Source organism: Pseudohalocynthiibacter aestuariivivens, assembly GCF_018457175.1.
In the GTDB taxonomy this organism is placed as follows: Bacteria; Pseudomonadota; Alphaproteobacteria; order Rhodobacterales; family Rhodobacteraceae; genus Pseudohalocynthiibacter; species Pseudohalocynthiibacter aestuariivivens.
Map to the genome: position 1 here is coordinate 1 of NZ_JAGFNU010000017.1, position 18439 is coordinate 18439.

At 52.0% G+C, this 18439-nt stretch carries 18 protein-coding genes; 6 read left to right on the forward strand and 12 right to left on the reverse strand.

Going from position 1 to position 18439, the window contains the following annotated elements:
* The first annotated feature begins 779 nt into the window (after positions 1 to 779).
* Both J4E70_RS19645 and J4E70_RS19650 read left to right on the forward strand, forming a co-directional pair.
* Complete coding sequence (locus J4E70_RS19645) at positions 780 to 1274, forward strand: PHP domain-containing protein (RefSeq protein ID WP_343229482.1); 495 nt, start codon at positions 780 to 782, stop codon at positions 1272 to 1274.
* A gap of 3 nt (positions 1275 to 1277) precedes the next feature.
* Entirely contained in the window at positions 1278 to 1715 is a 438-nt protein-coding gene (locus J4E70_RS19650; RefSeq protein ID WP_343229483.1) for a CehA/McbA family metallohydrolase domain-containing protein, read from the forward strand.
* A 626-nt stretch (positions 1716 to 2341) separates the two neighbouring features.
* On the opposite strand, the gene J4E70_RS17550 is transcribed toward J4E70_RS19650, so the two are convergent.
* The 10 genes from J4E70_RS17550 to J4E70_RS17595 form a co-directional block, all read right to left on the reverse strand.
* A complete protein-coding gene (locus tag J4E70_RS17550; protein ID WP_213890964.1) occupies positions 2342 to 3520 on the reverse strand; it encodes an acetyl-CoA C-acyltransferase in 1179 nt (392 codons plus the stop codon).
* Positions 3521 to 3531: 11 nt separating this feature from the next.
* Complete coding sequence (locus J4E70_RS17555; RefSeq protein ID WP_213890966.1) at positions 3532 to 4824, reverse strand: ArgE/DapE family deacylase; 1293 nt, start codon at positions 4822 to 4824, stop codon at positions 3532 to 3534.
* A gap of 13 nt (positions 4825 to 4837) precedes the next feature.
* The gene (locus J4E70_RS17560) at positions 4838 to 5497 is read right to left on the reverse strand and encodes a 3-oxoacid CoA-transferase subunit B (RefSeq protein WP_213890968.1); all 660 of its coding nucleotides are present in this window, start codon (positions 5495 to 5497) and stop codon (positions 4838 to 4840) included.
* The gene (locus tag J4E70_RS17565) at positions 5478 to 6170 is read right to left on the reverse strand and encodes a CoA transferase subunit A (RefSeq protein WP_213890970.1); all 693 of its coding nucleotides are present in this window, start codon (positions 6168 to 6170) and stop codon (positions 5478 to 5480) included. The genes J4E70_RS17560 and J4E70_RS17565 overlap by 20 nt, the downstream gene beginning before the upstream one ends.
* Positions 6170 to 7513 (reverse strand): aminotransferase family protein, encoded by a 1344-nt coding sequence (locus J4E70_RS17570; RefSeq protein ID WP_213890972.1) that lies wholly within the window; start codon positions 7511 to 7513, stop codon positions 6170 to 6172. Before J4E70_RS17570 ends, J4E70_RS17565 begins: the two co-directional genes overlap by 1 nt.
* 16 nt (positions 7514 to 7529) lie before the next feature.
* Complete coding sequence (locus tag J4E70_RS17575) at positions 7530 to 8297, reverse strand: amino acid ABC transporter ATP-binding protein (RefSeq protein WP_213890974.1); 768 nt, start codon at positions 8295 to 8297, stop codon at positions 7530 to 7532.
* Between the two features lie 21 nt (positions 8298 to 8318).
* Entirely contained in the window at positions 8319 to 8975 is a 657-nt protein-coding gene (locus J4E70_RS17580; protein ID WP_213890976.1) for an amino acid ABC transporter permease, read from the reverse strand.
* Positions 8976 to 9005: 30 nt separating this feature from the next.
* Entirely contained in the window at positions 9006 to 9653 is a 648-nt protein-coding gene (locus J4E70_RS17585; protein ID WP_213890978.1) for an amino acid ABC transporter permease, read from the reverse strand.
* Between the two features lie 17 nt (positions 9654 to 9670).
* Complete coding sequence (locus tag J4E70_RS17590) at positions 9671 to 10462, reverse strand: creatininase family protein (RefSeq protein WP_213890980.1); 792 nt, start codon at positions 10460 to 10462, stop codon at positions 9671 to 9673.
* 62 nt (positions 10463 to 10524) lie between these two features.
* Positions 10525 to 11310, reverse strand: a complete 786-nt coding sequence (locus J4E70_RS17595; protein WP_213890981.1) for a transporter substrate-binding domain-containing protein — start codon at positions 11308 to 11310, stop codon at positions 10525 to 10527.
* 144 nt (positions 11311 to 11454) lie between these two features.
* Between J4E70_RS17595 and J4E70_RS17600 the strand changes: the two genes are divergently transcribed.
* Complete coding sequence (locus tag J4E70_RS17600; protein WP_246531841.1) at positions 11455 to 12408, forward strand: LysR family transcriptional regulator; 954 nt, start codon at positions 11455 to 11457, stop codon at positions 12406 to 12408.
* Positions 12409 to 12464: 56 nt separating this feature from the next.
* Here J4E70_RS17600 and J4E70_RS17605 read toward each other — a convergent pair whose 3' ends face one another.
* Together J4E70_RS17605 and J4E70_RS17610 are read right to left on the reverse strand one after the other, a co-directional pair.
* Positions 12465 to 13778 (reverse strand): glutamine synthetase family protein, encoded by a 1314-nt coding sequence (locus J4E70_RS17605; protein WP_213890983.1) that lies wholly within the window; start codon positions 13776 to 13778, stop codon positions 12465 to 12467.
* Positions 13768 to 14625 carry a MurR/RpiR family transcriptional regulator gene (locus J4E70_RS17610; RefSeq protein WP_343229484.1) on the reverse strand — a complete coding sequence of 286 codons (858 nt, stop codon included), beginning with the start codon at positions 14623 to 14625 and terminating at the stop codon, positions 13768 to 13770. Before J4E70_RS17610 ends, J4E70_RS17605 begins: the two co-directional genes overlap by 11 nt.
* Positions 14626 to 14739: 114 nt before the next feature.
* On the opposite strand from J4E70_RS17610, the gene J4E70_RS17615 reads away from it, so the two are divergent.
* Genes J4E70_RS17615 through J4E70_RS17625 form a run of 3 tightly spaced genes read left to right on the forward strand, consistent with a single transcriptional unit; the run spans position 14740 to position 18438 of the window.
* On the forward strand, positions 14740 to 16521 hold the full coding sequence (locus tag J4E70_RS17615; RefSeq protein WP_213890985.1) for a branched-chain amino acid ABC transporter ATP-binding protein/permease: 1782 nt from the start codon (positions 14740 to 14742) through the stop codon (positions 16519 to 16521).
* 28 nt (positions 16522 to 16549) lie between these two features.
* Positions 16550 to 17710 (forward strand): ABC transporter substrate-binding protein, encoded by a 1161-nt coding sequence (locus J4E70_RS17620; RefSeq protein ID WP_246531842.1) that lies wholly within the window; start codon positions 16550 to 16552, stop codon positions 17708 to 17710.
* An 11-nt stretch (positions 17711 to 17721) separates the two neighbouring features.
* Positions 17722 to 18438, forward strand: a complete 717-nt coding sequence (locus J4E70_RS17625; protein ID WP_213890987.1) for an ABC transporter ATP-binding protein — start codon at positions 17722 to 17724, stop codon at positions 18436 to 18438.
* Position 18439 lies beyond the last annotated feature (1 nt).

Below are 18439 nucleotides of genomic sequence, written 5' to 3' on the forward strand. Positions count from 1 at the left end.
AATATCAAACCCGGCCGAGCTTTTGATAAAGCCAAAGCCGGTGTTCATGCCGCGCACTTCAAGGTTATGGGCGGTGTTGGCGACCAGATACCACATCAGCCAGCCAAAAATCCCGGCGGTCAGAAGTGTCTGACTTGAGCGCGTGTGTTATTGACGGCTAAATGGGAGGTGTCACGATTTAGGTAATAAATGCGTTTGAATCGGGCGTGAGCCGAGAATACCTATACGATTGAAACGCGAATTTGGGTAGCCAAAGGAATTCCAACTCGCCTCAATTTCCCAACTCAGGCAATTCGTTAGACCACACAAAGATCGCACCACTTGGCAAGAGGGTGGCAAAATATTGGAACAAACCGTTCCACCAAAGCCACCGGCCTGGTGGCTGATGTCGATCCCGCGTTCGTGTCGCCGGTTTTCAGTGTTGTGTAACGATAGTGGGAAGCGGGCATAGAACGTCACCGCCAGAAGGGTTGCTTCAAGTGACGCTTTGCCGGAGTGAAATGTGCTGCATGTGCTCGTGCCCAAGGTTACGAAATCACTTGATCCGCCTGAAGCAAGTTTCTTCTGATAGCACTCCATAAATGGCTATGGACTTACAACAACGAACGACCGAGCATGGGTGTAGATGGGATCGTTCTGATCATGAAATTGAGAAACTGTGGTTTTATAGCTGATCCCCACTGAAGATGGAGGGACAACCTGAACTCAGGCCGATTTGTGCAGTAACGCCGTCCATATATGACATTTTATAATAAGCACCCGCTTTCAAAGGTAAATTAATGAAAAACATATCACCTTTCTCTTTGCCGGGGCGTTTCTGGCGCGGCAATCTCCATACACATTCGACACTTTCTGACGGAGCTTTACCCATAGAGAGTGTGGTCGAAGCATACAAGAATGCCGGCTATGATTTTCTCATGATGTCGGAGCATTTTGTTGAACAAATTAAATGGCCGATGGCTGATACGCGAAGTATGCGCTCAAACAGTTTTACAACAATACTCGGGGCTGAGTTGCACGCGCCTAAAACAAGCGTCGGGGAGCTATGGCACATACTTGCTGCCGGTCTCCCACTGGATTTTGAACCGTGCGGTGACGAGGAAACAGGCCCTGAAATTGCTCGTAGAGCAGTTGAAGCGGGTGCTTTTGTTGCTATCGCACATCCGGCATGGTCACAGTTCACAATGGAAGATGCGCGCAATATCAATGTGGCTCAAGCGGTGGAAATATACAATCATGGCAGTGCGGTTCAAACCGACCGGGGTGAAGGTTGATATTTGCTTGACCAAATGGCAAATGAAGGAAAACGCCTCACTGCTTATGCAGCTGATGATGCTCATTTTTCAAGTGGCCATGATGATGCTTTTGGCGGTTGGGTTCATGTGAAAGCGGAAAGCCTGGAACCTGACGATTTGCTCAATGCGCTCAAATTAGGAAACTACTACTCCAGCCAAGGCCCGCAAATCCATTCTCTGTCCATTTCCGAAGATCAGATCAATATTGAGTGCTCGCCCGTAGATTCTATTTCCGTTGTCGGCGGCACATCGCGTTCCGTTAAATCACACGGCAAATCCATTACCCGTGCAACGCTCAATCTTGCTGACCTTGACGTCGGTTGGCTGGTGCCGGATCGAAGCCCGTGGTTGCGCGTGACGATAATCGACGGAGCAGGCAAACGTGCTTGGACTAATCCCATATGGCAAGACGAACTTTAACGACGGCATTCAAAGAAGAAACTCTTGGATGCCATCTGGATTTTTTGCGTCAAGAGTTCCTGACACCCGATCATCGAATTTCTTCAGGGTTTAGAATGGGACGAGACAACGCGACATGAAACCTGGATTATCTACTGCTTCGGTGCCGAAGACACGCCTTACGTCTGTGCGGAGAACCGGGAGACCGGGGACGACATGGACATGATTGAAGGGCATGGCGTGAGGGGTGGGCGAGCAGTAGCAGGAGTCCTACAAAGCTTGGAGTGCAGTGGTTGCCTGAACATGAAGCGGGCATTGATTGCACCACACCCAAGGCGCTCTCGCGGGGCATTTTCTTTAACCTCTCTGGTTTGGGAAGACGAAGAAGTTCATGGCCAAGGATTGACGTAGATACAGTGAAAATTGCGGATACTTAGACACACTGAAGTGGCTGGCCACGTCGCCAGGGCAGGGCGAAATTTATGGTGTCAGCCGTTCAAGCATCTACCGGTGGCGCCAAAGCTAATTCAGTTACTTAATCCAACGAGATTTGTACGGGTTTCTGAGGCGAACATCTGAATTCTCGGATCTCCTGTTGAACGTAATTTGCCGCGTAAGTTCCATATTTCTTATTTTATTTCGCTTACCTAACAGAGAACCTCGAACAACGCAGCGGCACCCATGCCCCAACCGACGCACATGCTCACGACAGCCAGTTTCGCGTTGCGACGTTTCCCTTCCAGCAAAACATGCCCGGTCATACGCGCGCCGCTCATCCCATAGGGGTGACCGATAGAGATAGCGCCGCCGTTGACATTGAGCCGATCAGGATCGATTTCAAGTTTCTCACGACAATAGAGAAGCTGTGAAGCGAAAGCTTCGTTGATTTCCCAAAGGTCGATGTCCTGCACCTTAAGAGCGTGCCGTTCAAGTAAACGCGGGATCGCAAGAACTGGACCAATGCCCATCTCTTCGGGTGCGCATCCTGCAACAGCCATGCCTCTGAAGATACCCAAGGGTTCCAGATTGCGCTGGGCCGCTTCGTTGGACGACATGATAACGCAGGCCGACGCCCCGTCTGACATCTGGCTGGCGTTGCCCGCAGTAACACAGTGATCTTCGCCCATAACCGGAGCAAGCCCCTGCAAAGCTTCAAGGGTAGTGCCCGGTCGGTTGCACTCATCCGCGCTAAGCATCACGGGTTCTTCGCACGTTTCACCTGTGGCGTTATCCTTGACCGACTTCATTGTTTTGACGGGAATTATCTCATTGTCAAAGAGGCCAGTTGCTTGGGCTTTGGCCGTTCTTTGTTGGCTTGAAAGTGCATATTCGTCCTGCGCTTCGCGGCTGATATCATAGCGTTTCGCGACAACCTCGGCAGTTTCAAGCATGGGTATATAATAGTTATCTGCCACCGATCTGATTTTATATCGGTGCCCGTTCCATTTGTCGTTCTGAACCAGAGAAATGCTGTCCACACCTCCTGCAAGGGTAACATCGACACCTTCATGCATTACCTGATGTGCGGCGGTGGCGATGGCTGAAAGCCCGCTGGCGCACTGCCGGTCGATTGTTGCGGCAGCGATCGTATCAGGCAAGCCCGCAGCAAAAACCGCATGACGGGCTGCATTGATACCTGTGGTGCCTTGGGTCAGCGCACACCCCATGGTGAAATCTTCAATCTCACCCCCTTCCAGCCAAGCACGCGTCACCGCCGCGCGTATCGCATGCGCCGCCAAAACAGGCCCCTGAGTATTGTTGAAGGCTCCCCTATAGGCTTTGCCAAGAGGTGTTCGAGCGGTGGAAACGATGACAGCTTCGCGCATTTCAGACCCTTTCAGAGTTTTTCCAGACCGCACCAGTCGGCGATAAACAGCGCTGTTGTTTGGGTAATACGGCGCACGGATTCAAGATCGACGCGTTCATTGAAGCCATGAATTGATTCAGCCGCAGGTCCATAAACCAAGGAAGGGGTGTCTGCATAAAGCCCGAAGAACCGCCCATCGGTGGTGGCTGTGATCGGGGCCATATTCAAAGCGTTGCCTGTGACTAAGTGATGGGCATTTTCGAGTTTTGAGATAGCCTGACGCGCTGAGGCGACCTTGTGGTCCTTCAAGGCGTAACCTTCGGCGTGAAAACCATGATAAACAATCTCGGGCTTGTTGTTTCGCAGGAAAGAATGCCCCTGCGCAGCCTCTATCAGCACCTCTTCGATTTCGCGCTTAGCGTCGTCAATGCTTTGGCCAGGGAACAGGCCCATTCGAACGTCAAATACGCACCATGCCGGGACAGAGCTTGTCCAGTCGCCACCTTCAATCTTGCCAACATTCAAGTTCAGCGCATGTTCATGATTGCAATATTGGGCGTGCCTGAATTGCGGTTCATTCCAGCGTGCTTCCATTTTGTGAAGCGCATCAATCAGCGGAATCGCAGCCTCGATCGCGTTAGAACCACTTCCGGCGTAGGCAACGTGCACAGGAATGCCCTTGAGATGCACCTGAAACCAAAGGACCCCCAGTTGTGCACTGACGAGCTGTTCATCGAATGGTTCAGGGATAAGCGCGGCATCCGCTTTGTAGCCGCGCTGCAAGCACGCCAACGCACCGTTTCCGGTGCATTCTTCCTCGACAACCGACTGAAAATGCACATTAGCCGCCGGGACGTAACCGATTTCGCGCAGCGCATCCAATGCGAACAGATTGCTTGCCAGTCCGGCTTTCATGTCACCGGTACCACGACCATACATCCAACCATCGTCTACGCGGGGTGAGAAAGGTGGCGTGTCCCACATATCTAGCGGCCCTTCAGGAACCACGTCGATATGGCCGTTCAGGATAAGGCTTTTACCTTTATTGGTCGTACTTTTATGTGTGCCAACAACGTTCACCGCATCGTCATAGTTGCCGATGACCGGAGAAAAGCCGGGCAGGTGGCAAATATCTTCGACCTCTATATTCCAGCGGTCGACGTCATACCCTCGATTCCGCAGCTCATTTGCCATGAAATCCTGTGCGGATTGTTCGTTGCCGCGTGTTGACGGATGACTGCTGAGTTCAGAAAGAAACTCGATTTCGCTATCAAATAACGTATCAACCGCGTTCAGGATTGCGGATTTTTCTAAGGCTTCCATTGGTCTTTCCCGATTAGAACGTAGGCAGTGGAGCGCTTGGGATGGTGAGATCAGCACCGGTGGCGTTCACGACGTCCTCGACAGAAACACCCTCAGCGATCTCCTTTAGGATCAGGCCTTCCGAGGTGATGTCACAGACGGCCATGTCAGTGTAAATTCGATCCACACAGTTGATTGCGGTCAGGGGCAATGTGCAGCGCTCAAGTATTTTTGGGTTCCCGTGCTTGTCGGTATGGGTGGTGATCACACCCACTTTACGCGCCTTTTGCGCCAGTTCAATTGCACCGCCAACCCCCGCTGCAAAACGTCCTGGAATGATCCAATTCGCAAGATCCCCGTTGGCTGCCACTTCGAAGGCGCCCAGAAGTGTCAGGTCAAGCCGTCCGCTACGCACCAGTGCGAAAGAGACCGCGCTATCGAAATAGGAAGCCCCTGGAACTGGTGAAATATAAGCGCCACCCGCGTCAATCAGATTGCGGTCTGCCTTGTCTTTCGTCACAAGCGCACCAACACCGGCAATGCCGTTTTCAGAATGCAGGCAAACGGGCAAATCCTTGGAAACATAGGTCATCACCTGTGTCGGCAGTCCAATCCCCAGATTGACGGTCATGCCTGCCTCAATATCTTTCGCTGCGCGGCGCAGCATCCGTTCCTTAGCGTTCAACAATGCCATAGACCTCCGGCAGATCTGGTAAAGCCACGACGTGGTCGACAAAGGGGGCAGGGGTTTGCACATGCCCTGGATCTATCTTTCCAAGAGGCACCACCCTTTCCGCCTCGGCAATAGTGCAGCGGGCTGCCATTGCAATCAGCGGATTGAAATTCCTTGCTGTTGCGTTAAAGGTCAGGTTCCCAAATGGGTCAGCCGTATCCGCATGTACAAGCGCGAAGTCTGCTTTCAGGGCAGGTTCGAAAATTCCTTCTTTCCCTTCAAAAGTAACACGTTGTTTACCTTCGGCAAGAGGGGTACCCATCCCGATATCTGTCACAAATCCCATCAGACCGGCGCCCGCGACACGGATGCGTTCAGCCAAAATGCCCTGTGCAACGAATTCTACCTCTATCAGGCCTTCGTTCATTAGTCGCACGGCGTTGGGATTTAGCCCGATGTGGCTGGTGATAAGCTTTTTGACCTGTCCTGATTGCAGCAACCAGTCGACACCCATGCCAGCCTCGTTGCTATCATTCTTGATAATGGTCAAGTTTTTCTGGCCCTGTCTAACCAGTTCCTCAATCAGACAGAATGGTGAGCCGGGCACCCCAAAGCCACCGACCATGATACTGGCCCCATCCGGGATCAGGGTGATGACGCCTGCCATGTCGGTGGTTTTGTCGGGCATCGGCATCAGACATTCACCGGCAGGTTCATCTCGGCAGCCATCGAATCAAGGCTTTCGATTAGGGTTGCTGTGATTTCATCGATTTGAGGCCGGTTTATGATCAAAGGCGGGCAGACAAGAAAGTGGTCACCCTCAATCCCGCCACGTGTACGGCGTGAGTAGATGATCAAGCCGCGTTCATAAGCGAGATCGACCAGCCTGTTGTAAGCGTTAAGGCCCTTGGGCAAAGGCACCATGGTTTCGCGGTCAGAAACCAGCTCAAACGCAAGCAAAAGACCTTTGCCGCGTACATCCCCGATGAACGGATATCGATCCATTAGGGTGGTAAGCTCACTTTTCAGGATCTCACCCATAGCCGCTGCATTTGTGATCAGATCCAGTCTCTGAAGCTCTGTCAAAACGGCAGTCCCGGCAGCGCAGGCAAGCGGATTACCTGCGTAGGTAAAGCCGTGCAGGAAGCCACCCGCGTCCAGTACCGCATCAACAATGTCAGATTTTGCAACCATGGCACCAAGCGGTGAATATCCAGCGGCAAACCCCTTGGACAGGGCCACGATATCAGGTGTGATTCCCCAATGCTCTGAAGCCACAAATTTACCCGTGCGACCAGCGCCGGTCATAACCTCGTCGTAGATCAGCAAAATGCCAAATTCGTCGCAGATTTCGCGGATACGGCCGTAGTAGCTGTCGGGTGCCACCAAGGCCCCGGTAGAGGCGCCGCCAATGGGCTCCATGATAAAAGCCAACACAGTTTCCGGGCCCTGCGCAATGATTTCGTCCCGCAGCATCTCAGCGTATTTCAACCCGCGAGCTTCGTCATCCAGATTGTCTTGATCCAGATAGCACAGGGGCGCCGGAATCTTCGGCATCTCTCGCATCATAGGAGCAAAAGGCTTGGTAAGGGGGTCATACCCGGTTAGTGCGACGGCCCCCAATGTGCCCCCGTGGTACGACGGAAAGCGAGAGATTACTTTCCAGCGTTTATCATTGCCCTGTGTGATCGCATACTGACGCGCAAGCTTAACAGAACTTTCCACAGCTTCCGATCCGCCGGAAACAAAAAACACACGGTCCAACCCTTCGGGCATCAATTCAGCCGTCATCCGGGCAAGTTTTTCGGCAGGTTCGTTTTGAAAATGCAGACGGTAGCCAAATGAAGATTTATCCAACTGTTTCTTCATCGCCTCGATCACGCGGGGGTTGGAGTGGCCGATGTTGCTGACCATAGCCCCGCTTGACCCATCAAGGTAGCGCTTGCCCGATGTGTCCCAAAGGTAAATCCCTTCAGCACGATCCAGCATCGGACGCGCGAGGCGCGACTGATAGAACAAATTCGACGATCGTGTCATGTGCAGGTCTTTCACTTCAGTTCTGGCCTTGAAGGTGCTTTTTCAGAAAATCTTTTGTGCGGTCCTGGGTTGGATTGCGAAACACAACATCCGGAGAGCCTTCCTCGACAACATATCCTTGGTCCATGAATAGAACACGGTCACAGACATCCTGCGCAAAGCCCATTTCATGGGTCACGATGATCATCGTCATATGCTCTTCAGCAAGCTGTTTCATGACGAGGTTAACCTCTTCCACCAATTCGGGGTCGAGCGCGGACGTTGCCTCATCAAACAGCATCACTTTGGGTTTCATCGCGAGCGCGCGGGCAATGGCGACGCGTTGTTTCTGGCCACCCGAAAGCTGGCTGGGGTAGTAGTCAATCCTCTCCAGCATGCCGACGCGTTTCAGTTGCTCTTCAGCAAGTTCATTAACCTCTTTGTCGGAGAGACCTTTGAGCATCTTGGGCGCAAGCGTGATATTGCCGCGAACCGTTAAATGCGGAAATAGGTTGAAGTGCTGGAACACCATGCCGATGTCTTGCCGAACCTGATTTACATGCTTTTCATATTGCCTAAATGGAAGGTCCTTGTTGATCTGCACCCCGTCAAGCCACACCTCACCCGAGGTCAACGGGTCAAGCTCATTTATCGCGCGCAGCAACGTAGATTTCCCTGAACCGCTAGGGCCAATAATGGCAACGATCTGGCCTTTTTCCACAGTCAGATTAATGTCTTTGAGTACTTCGAGCGCACCGAAGCTTTTTGCTGCGTTCCGGATTTCTATAAATGGGGCATCTGACATGATCTGTCTCCTTGCTCGGGCCTAGCGTGACAACTGGATGTGGCGTTCGATCCGCCGCAAACCAGCTTCTAAAGCCAGGTTGATGAAGTAGTAACAAACCGCAGCCGTTACATAGAACTCGAAGGGCCGGAATGTACGCCCGATGGCCTGTTGCGCTGCAAGCGTTAGTTCAGCGACACCGATGACAGACACGAGGGCTGAATCCTTCAGCAATGCGATCATGTTGTTTCCGATTGGCGGAATGACCGCGCGCACAGCTTGCGGAATAACGACCTTGCGCAGAGCCTGACCGCGACTCAGGCCCAGTGTTCTTGCAGCTTCATTCTGGCCCTTGTCGACGGCCAGAATGCTGGCTTGTATTAATTCTGAATTGTAGACGGCAAAATGCAGGCCCAACCCGACGACCCCAGCCACAAAGGCAGGCAAGTCGATCCCGATCTGTATGAGGCCAAAATAAATCAGGAAGAGTTGAAGAAGCAGCGGTGTGCCCATGAACAACCAAGCGAACAACCGAAAGGGCAGGCGGACCAGCAAAGGACCATAGAGCGCAACAACTGCAAAAACGATCCCACCGAAAAAGCTAAGCAAGCCAGCAGCTATTGTTATAGCAACTGTCCATCCGACGCCGATGAAAATGACGTCGAAAAATTTTGGCACAACTGTAAAATCAAGCCCCATAGTGGTAGCTCCCGCTGTGGTTCAGAATAATCATGTGATCTGCACTTTCCGGTCGAGCCAGGCAATTCCGCGACCCGTTACATAAATAATGATCATGTAGAGTGCGCCCGAGATCAGAAACATCTCGAACGGTTTGTAGGTGGAGCCGATATAGCGTTGAGCGGTGTAGGTAAGCTCGATCACTGAAATTGCGGCGACCAGTGCAGTGCCCTTTATCAAAGCGTTAATGTTCACACCCAGCGGGCGAACCATCAGGCGCGCGGCCTGGGGTATTATGACATTGCGCATCGTTTGCCAGCGGCTCATGCCCAGCGTGCGTGCGGCTTCCATCTGGCCTTTGTCAACCGAGATGATCGCACCACGTATAGTCTCGGTCATATACGCACCGATGTTCACGCTCAGGCCAATCACGCCAGCTGAAAAAGCATCCAGCTGTATGCCGATCTGTGGCCCTCCGAAGTAGAGGATGAAAATTTGGATAAGCGCAGGCGTTCCCCGGATGATGCTGACATATGTTGCCCCGATCGCACGGAAGAAACGAAGGCGCGACAATCGCGCCGCCGCACCAAGCGAACCACAGATCAAACCCAGTATGGCAGTCAGAATGGAGAGCTGGACAGTCACCAAAGCCGCTTCAAGAAAGAAGGGAAAAACTCTCATCATGAGATCAAAATCCATTTTTCTCTCTTTCCATCCTAATGGTGGTCTTCACGTGCCAATATTGGCAACGCACGAATTTCGCGAACGAGCGCAGTGGTTTCTTCGATCGCTGCCTGAAGAAACTTAGCCCCGGTTTCCGGATCAGCGACGGTCGGATCACCCATCGTTCCATCGGGTGACGCTTCTGACCACCAGCGCATCAACATGGCCTTGCCGCCACCTTTGGCTAGATCCAGATTGAAAAACTTGCTGCTGGGGTTGTGCTTGTTTTGATTTGTCGATTTTTCAATATGCACAAACTCGGGCTGCAGATGCATGTACATAGCAGCTTCAAATTCACCAGCATGCGCGATGCCACCAATCTCGGACATTCGATGTTCGTTTATCCGGTCGGCGCATAAATTCCAGTAGGAAGCGGAGACACAGATGATTTCATTCGCAATCACGGTTTTGCGCGCCGCAAGATCAAGTACCGGATGATTTGAGCCGTGCGAGTTTAGAAGAAGGATGCGGCGAAATCCGTGATGCGCCAGCGATGCGGTTATGTCGGTTACAAATGCGATCAGCGTTTCAGGCTGAATCCATATGACACCGGGGAAATCCTTGTGATGCTCGTTGAACCCGTAGGCAATCGGGGGCATGACGAAGACTTCATCAGGGGCCATCTTGGCAACGCCATTCGCCACGGCCATTCCTAGCACTGTGTCTGTATCGAGCGGCATATGGGGACCATGGTCTTCGGTCGCTGACACATTCAGGATAACCACGCGATCTTTGTCTGCGTCGCGCACCTCTTCCCATGTCAGTTTGCCGTATTCGGGTGTCATCTTGGGGTTTCCTAGCCAAACGTGTCTGCCGAAGTTATCCGGCAGACACAAAGTTGATGAGGTCAGCGAATGTCGCCGCCGACCCATTTATTGGCAATTTCAAGGTATGTGCCGTCATCCATCATTGAATCGAGGGCTGCTTGCATAGCCGCAGCCAGCTCGGGGTTGCCTTCGCGGATAGCAATGCCCGCGCCGATAACTTCGGTTTCAAGGTCAGGTATCATGACAAAGTCATAACCGACTTCTTTCATCGCCAGAATTGCAGCGATCGAGTCGTTCACGATGGCGTCCACACGACCGTTGTCGAGTTCGAGCAGCAGTTCGGGTAATCCTTTGTACGTGCGGATTGTATATCCCAGGTCACGCGCCCATTCTTCGTGCGTTTCACCCAGCGTGACGCCAAGTGTCGCATCACCCAATTGCGAAACACTGGTTATGTCAGATCCAGCTTTTGTGAAAATGGCGCGCTTTGTTGTGTAATAAGGGCCAACAAAATCAACGACTTCGTCACGTTCTGCAGTGATCGACATGGAACCGACGATGGCGTCATACTTATTCGCAAGCAAACCACCGATGATGCCATCCCAGGCCGTTGTGACAATCTCGACCTCAATGCCCATGCGCTTGCCAATTTCCGCACCGATTGACGGGTCAAACCCGACGACTTCATTTTGCTCGTTAACGAAGTTGAACGGAGGGTAAGCGCCGCTCATTGCTATACGCATAACACCAGCTTCTTTGATGGCATCCAACTCATCCGCAAAAGCAGTCGAAGCAGAGCCTGCGATTGCAACTGTAAGGGACCCGGCCACAGCCACCGCCCTGAAGATATTTCTAAACGCATTCATGTCGCGTCCTTTCCTGTCAGTGTTTCCGTGAGCGGGCCGCGTGAACAGAAGCGGCTCTCGTTTTCGCTCTCATAAATCTGTTGCATGCCGGCTCTACATAATGCAAACAAATACTATCTATTTAGTACATTGATGAGATTAATAATGAAACCCTACGAGCAGAGGTTCCCTTGGAATCTGGATTGGAATTTGCTTCGCACATTCATGGTGGTTGTGGACCGAAGGGGCATCACCCGCGCAGCCGATTTTCTGGGCGTTACTCAACCCACAATAAGCAGCGCTTTGAAACGATTGGAAGACACGGTGGGCAAGCGTTTGGTCGACCGTCGTCCGAGTCATTTTGCTGTCACTGAGGCAGGACAGATCCTTTATCGTGAATGCAGCACCATGTTTGGGTCGGTGTCACAAATTCCGAGTTTAATGACGGAAGCAGAGAGCCGGATAAGTGGTCACATAAGTATTGTGATGACCAGCCATGTGGTGTCACCGCATTTCGACGAAACGCTTGAACGTTTCAATGAAGTCCACCCTGATGCTACATATTCCATTTCGGTTGCAGAAAGCCTGGAGGTACTTAACCGCCTTCGACAAAACCGGGCAACTATGGGCTTGTGTCTGATGAGAGAGCCAGACCCCGCACTGAAAGCCAGTGTCCTGTTTCGCGAATACTTTGGACTATACTGTGGGCCGCACCATCGACTATTTGGGAAAGAGCGGATCAAGATTTCCGAGTTGCAGGGTGAAAGTTCCGTTTCATTTCAAACCGATGTGGAAAGTGGTCCGCTCTATTCAGTTACGCAACTCAGAGAGATGGCTTTGCTGAAGCCCGATCTCAAGGGAATTTCAGCAAACTTACCCGAGGTACGTCGCATGATTATAGCCGGGATTGGAGTGGGTGCTTTGCCCGTGCATGTTGCACAAAAAGACGTCGATCTTGGCCAGTTGTGGCAATTGCCACCATACTCGAACTTACCAGCGGTTGATCTTTACTTTTTGACGAACCCAATGCGAAGTATGAACCCGGCAGAAATGGCGTTGGTTGCATCGATCAACCTATTGCTGAAAGAAGTGCCGATGGCCAAACGCATTTACGACTGAAATCTGGAAATAAGATTTACTGATCAACAAGTAGAACGCTTTTCTCCATTCAGAAATTAATAAACAGCTTCGTAAGCGGCACATCTATCTTCTTCGTTCATCCCGTCGAGGACCGATAATTCACCTCTTTTGTGGGCGATGTACACCGCCGCGAAGTTTTTTGGGAACCAGTTGCAAACAGTTTTGTTGTTCTCAAATCGCTGCAATGCTTCTTCCAAAGACTGGGGCAAGCGGACGTATCCGCGTTGCTCCAATTCCTCGGTTGTTAGAAGTGAGAGGTCTTCTTCAGTCACAGCCGGGGCAGGTAGCGCGTCTTCAATCCCTTGCGCACCGGCATGAAGAATTGACGACAGGGCCAAATAAGGGGATGCTGCCGCATCTGCAGCCCGGTACTCGAAGTTGTATTGACGCGCGATACTTTTCGGATCGGTCCCCGTGACTGGGCAGATGCGCACGGATGCTTCCCGATCTCGGAAACCGAGATTGTTGAACGCCGCGCTCCAACGATGCGGGGTTAGGCGTAGATAGGAGACATCAGAGGGCGCTGTCAATGCAATGATGCTATCAAGATATTTAAGAACTCCGGCTATGAAAGAGGCAGTGACTGGCGACATTCCAGCAGGCCCGTCGCCGGCGTAGGTGGCTGGTTCGCCGCTCTGATCCAGAAAACTCATGTGGATATGCACGCCGTTACCGACACCAGCAGGATCGCGGATTGGGGTGAAGGTCACTTCCTCTCCCAGACGTTTTGCGGTCATGCGGGTCAGTTCCCGTAAAATCACAGCCGCGTCAGCAGAACGAACACCCTGATCGGGACCGTTGGTGACTTCGTACTGGTTGGCACCGTATTCTTTCATGAAAGTATCTGGCTCAAGCCCACAAAATTCGAGTGCTGACATCAGCGCTTCGCCAAAGACGCGGCGATCGCTGAACCCAGCTAAAGAGTAAGCTTCACCTCGGTTTGATGTTGGGCCTTTGAATTGAAACTCATGCTCAAAAGCTGAAACGAGGCTGATACCGCCCACTGCTTTCAACCGCTCCAGAGCACCTTTCAGAATTGAACGCGTGCAGCATTCCCACGGATTGCCTTCAAGATCCGTGATGTCACCCAGCATAAGGCGCTCTGTTGGGCCGCCATCCTGAAAATCCACCTCGACATTTGTGCCGGAGTCGGGGATCAGCAACAAATCTCCCAAAGCTCCAAATGGGCCGTCAGCGATGGCATCAAAGCAGGTGATCATAACGTTTGTTGGGGTCCAACCAACACCTTTTCGCAACCGTTTTTCAAGATCAGCAACAGGAAAGGCTTTGCCGCGCGTTTTTCCGGCAAGGTCAGAAGTAGCAGCAAAAATCAGCGGGTTATTGATCATCGGTCGGTTCTCCAAAGTCCAGTCTCATCGAATCCCATGCTTCGATACGGGTTTTTGTCTTGCTCCAACTCGCTTCCGCGATTCGGGTCACTATCGCCTCAATCAGTGCCATCGCGCCAGCATAACTGTCCCACAGAGTGCCGCTGTCAATCGGAACAGCCAGTACCTCGGACGCGTGTTTGGAAACCGGTGAAAGCCATTTGTCGGTCATCAGGACAATTTGCACATTGCGCGTGTTTGCTGCCTTTTCCGAAAGTGCGTGAAGACTGCGTTGGTAGCGGCGGAAATCTGCGACAACCAGCACGTCTTTTGGCCGCATCCTCAGCAGGTATTCAGGCCAGACTTCTGGATCAGATGGCAGGTGATATACTTTACTTCTGACTTGTCGCAGATGGCGCGACAAATAAAGGCCAAGTGCGTCGCTCATCCGTCCACCAACGACGTAAATGTTGCGCTTTTCGTCCGACAGCAAGCTGCAAATCCGTTCGAACTGGGCTTCGGATACAGCATTGGAGGTTTCCTGAAGCAATGCATTCGCGCGCCCGAGAAAGCTCGCCAGAAATGCACCCTGAACTGGTTTGCTGGTTTTTTGCAGATCAACCGGAGAACGCTGCCCCTCTTTCAATTCGCTGATCAAGTGGCGCTGGAAGTCCAGATACCCGTTGAATCCAAGTTTGGTCACAAAGCGTGACACTGTTGGAGGGGATGTTTTGGTCATCTCGGCAAGGGATTGAATCGGTTCGAGTCCGGCAAAAGGATAGTCTGACAGCAATGCGGTGCACAGCTTGCGTTCTGTCACGGTCAGCTCTTCAGAGAGTTCTTCAATTCGATCTCGAACTTGCATCATGACTCCTTTTATGTACCAAAAAGCATTTTGGAAATAAATTGTCAAATTTATAAAAAAACTTGACTATGAAAAAATATAGTCAAAACTGAAAGGGTAAAATTTCTGGGATTCGTTATGCTAACTTCACCGCGCCAGCACATAATTTCTTCTGTTCTTGCGATTGTGATTGCTATCGTTCTCGCTTCGCTGTTGGCAAGTGCGCTCGGCGCGGCAAGCGAGCGGATACTGACCGTGTTTTTCATCTCACTGATCGCTGTGGTCGGAATGGGGGTCTATAGTGGTAATAGCGGCATTCTGAGTTTTGGGCATCTGTCCTTTATGGGGATCGGGGCCTATACAGCATCGCTTCTTACCTTGCCGGCCAATCTCAAAGTGGCGACCCTGCCTAAGTTGCCAGACTGGCTTGCAACGACAGAGATTGGCTTGTTCCCGGCCTCAGTCATCGCAATCATGCTTACAGTTTTTGTGGCTTTGCTGATTGGTATCGCTCTTGGAAAGCTTGAAGGGTCCGCCGCCACAATATCGACGCTTGGGTTGTTGATCATTATACATGGTGTGTTGATCGGATGGCGTGATGTTACGCGCGGGTCACAAACGTTTTTCGGAATCCCTCGTGAAACCACACTCTGGTCAGCAGCTATCGGGTGCATGTTTGCGCTGATCATTGCGCGGCTCTATCGGGATTCCGTCTCAGGTTTGCGTCTTCGTGCTGGCCGGGAGAATGCAATTGCCGCAAGTGCGGTCGGCGTTCGTATACGGCGAGAACGCCTTGTGTCCTGGGTGCTGAGCGCGGCCCTGATGGCATTGTCTGGCGCTCTCATTGCGCATTTTCTTGGCGCGATCAGCCCTAAGAAGTTCTTTTTCACAGATACATTCCTACTGCTTGCAATGTTGATTGTCGGTGGAATGAGCACGGTTACAGGTGCCGTAACAGGGGCCGTCGCGATAACAGTTGTGACAGAGGTTTTGCGCCGTTTTGAAGGTGGGTTTTCACTCGCTGGTTTTGAGATGCCTGCAGTCTTTGGAACGACGCAGATCGGCATCGGGGCAATTATTTTATTTGCCATGTTTCGCAAGCCTGAAGGCCTTGCTGGTTTGAAAGAATGGGAAGAAAGAGTTTTTTCCCGCCCACATGCCGTCAAAGTCACTGCATCTACTGAACAGCCTACAAAAGACACGCAGCCTTTGATTGCCAAAGGAATGACCATGCGATTTGGCGGTTTGACCGCCGTAAACGATGTATCAATCTCATTGCGGCCGGGCGAGATTATGGGACTTATCGGGCCGAACGGTTCCGGCAAAACAACCTTGATGAACATGTTGTCCGGTGTTTTAGAGCCTTCGAGTGGAAAGTTTCACCGGGGCAAGGAATTGTTGTCTGGGTTGGTGTCATACGAAATTGCGGATCGGGGTATCGCGCGCACCTTTCAGAACATTCGTTTGTTTCCAAATCTTACCGTACATCAGAATGTACTGGTTGCAGCGTTGTCAACTAAAGGCGGTGTAAATGCCGCCGCTCGTGCGGATGCTGCGCTTGAACGAATGGGTGTCATCGGACATGCGCATGATGACGCCGGGACGTTGTCTTACGGAGATCAGCGCCGCGTAGAAATCGCGCGTGCGCTCGCTTGTCTGCCGTCGCTTCTGTTCCTCGATGAACCTGCAGCGGGAATGAACTGGGAAGAAACGGACAGCCTCATGGAAACGCTGCGGATGCTAGCGAAAGAGTTGGGGATCGGGGTTCTGTTGGTCGACCATGATCTTAAGCTGATCAACCAGTTATGTGACCGCATCGCGGTTTTGAACGAAGGGCACCTGATAGCCGAAGGTTCACCGTCAGAAATTCGCAACAACCCCGCCGTAATCGAGGCCTATCTGGGCCCAAACAAAGACTGACTGTCACTACAACAGATGGAGAAAACCAATGAAAAAATTCCTGCTTATCTCAACAATGCTTGGTGCAGCAGCGTTTAGCATGCCAGCAGCAGCAGAAACGCTGCGCATCGGTTTAGCCACGGCCCAGTCGGGTGGGCTTGCTGGCTATGACTCGCCTGTCGTCGAGGGTTTCCACATAGCTGTTGACGAAATCAACACTGCCGGTGGAATCGGCGGCAATGTGATGATTGAGCTCATTGAAAAAGATGTACGTTCTGATGCTGCGCAAACGTCAATTGCAGCGCAGGAGCTGGTGGACGAAGGCGTATCTGTGCTGATTCTGCCCTGCGATGCAGATCCGGCGCTTGCAGCTATCGGTATCGTTTCCTCGGCGGAAATACCGGCCATTTCAACCTGCGCCTCTTCGCCAACGCTGCCTATGATTGGTGGGGAGTACATGTTCGCCAATTTCCCAGGAGACAACGTTCAGGCGACAGTCTCCGCCAGCTGGGCATATGAACAGGGGCATACCTCTGCTTACATTGTTTACTCACCTGATACTCAGTACACGACAATGCCGCTCTATTTCTCTGAAGTGTTTGAAAAGCTTGGCGGAACAATACTGGGGCAGGATACACATTCCATCGGCCAACAGGATTTTTCAGCTATAGCAACGCGGATCGCGGCATTGTCACCGCAACCTGACGTAATTATGACATCGTCCTACGAGCCTGATTTTCCATCGATGCTGAAAGCGTTGCGGGCAGCAGGTGTGACAAGCCAGGTGATAGGATCTGACGGGATTGACAGCCCGACGACCTTCTCGCTTGGTGATGTTGGGGAAGGCGTAGTTTTCACCACCGCAGGTCACGCGACCGAGGGCAGCCCTTTGGCAGCCTTTAACGCCAAGTACGAGCAAATTACCGGCAACCCGTCGGAAACCGTGTTCAACGCAGTTGGTTACGATCTGGTGAAAGTGCTGGAAGCTGCGGTGATCGCGGCGGGCGGTTCCACTGATCCAAAAGAACTGCGGGATGCGATTGCAAATCTTGAAAACGTACAGGGCGCAACCAGCCTTATCACCTACAAGGGGACAGACGGCATGCCAGTGCGTGAAGTCACCCTTATTCGTGTGAAAGACGGTGCGCGTGAACTTGTAGGTCAGCCCAGCCCGGACGCCTCGCTGATCCCAGCACCACGCATGCAGTAAGGTCAGATATCATGGCACCTCTTCTTTCAGTTCAGTCGTTGCAAGTACGGTACGGCCCTATCGAAGCGGTGCTTGGAATCGACTTTGAAATCAAGGAAGGCGAGATCGTCGCCTTCCTTGGCGCTAATGGCGCTGGCAAATCTTCGACACTTAATGCGCTTGTCGGGCTTGTGCCCGTTGCAAGCGGGACAGTTACATTTAACGGTTCCGATATCACCGATTGGCCGCCCGAAACACTTGCGCCAGCAGGGATGACTTTGTCACCCGAAGGTCGGCATGTTTTTGGAACACTAAGCGTTTCAGAGAACCTGTTAATGGGGGCTTACAGCATCAAAGACAAAGACGCTGTCAACGACGCCTGGGAGCGTGTGTATACGCTTTTTCCGATCCTCCACGAACGAAGAGACCAATTTGCAGGTACTCTTTCGGGCGGCCAACAACAAATGCTGGCCGTAGGCCGCGCGCTGATGAGCAATCCACGCCTTCTTTTGCTTGATGAACCATCCCTTGGGCTTGCGCCCAAAATTGTTGGGCAGATATTTGATTTGATATCTTTGCTGCGCGAACAAGGTGTCACGCTTGCCCTTGTTGAGCAGAATGTCTCGATGGCTTTGAACATCGCAGACCGCGGATATGTCCTTTCAAGTGGAAAGATCGTTGCGGCAGGCAGCGCATCTGAGCTTTCACAATCAGATGCCTTGCAATCTGCCTATCTGGGAGGTGAATGAT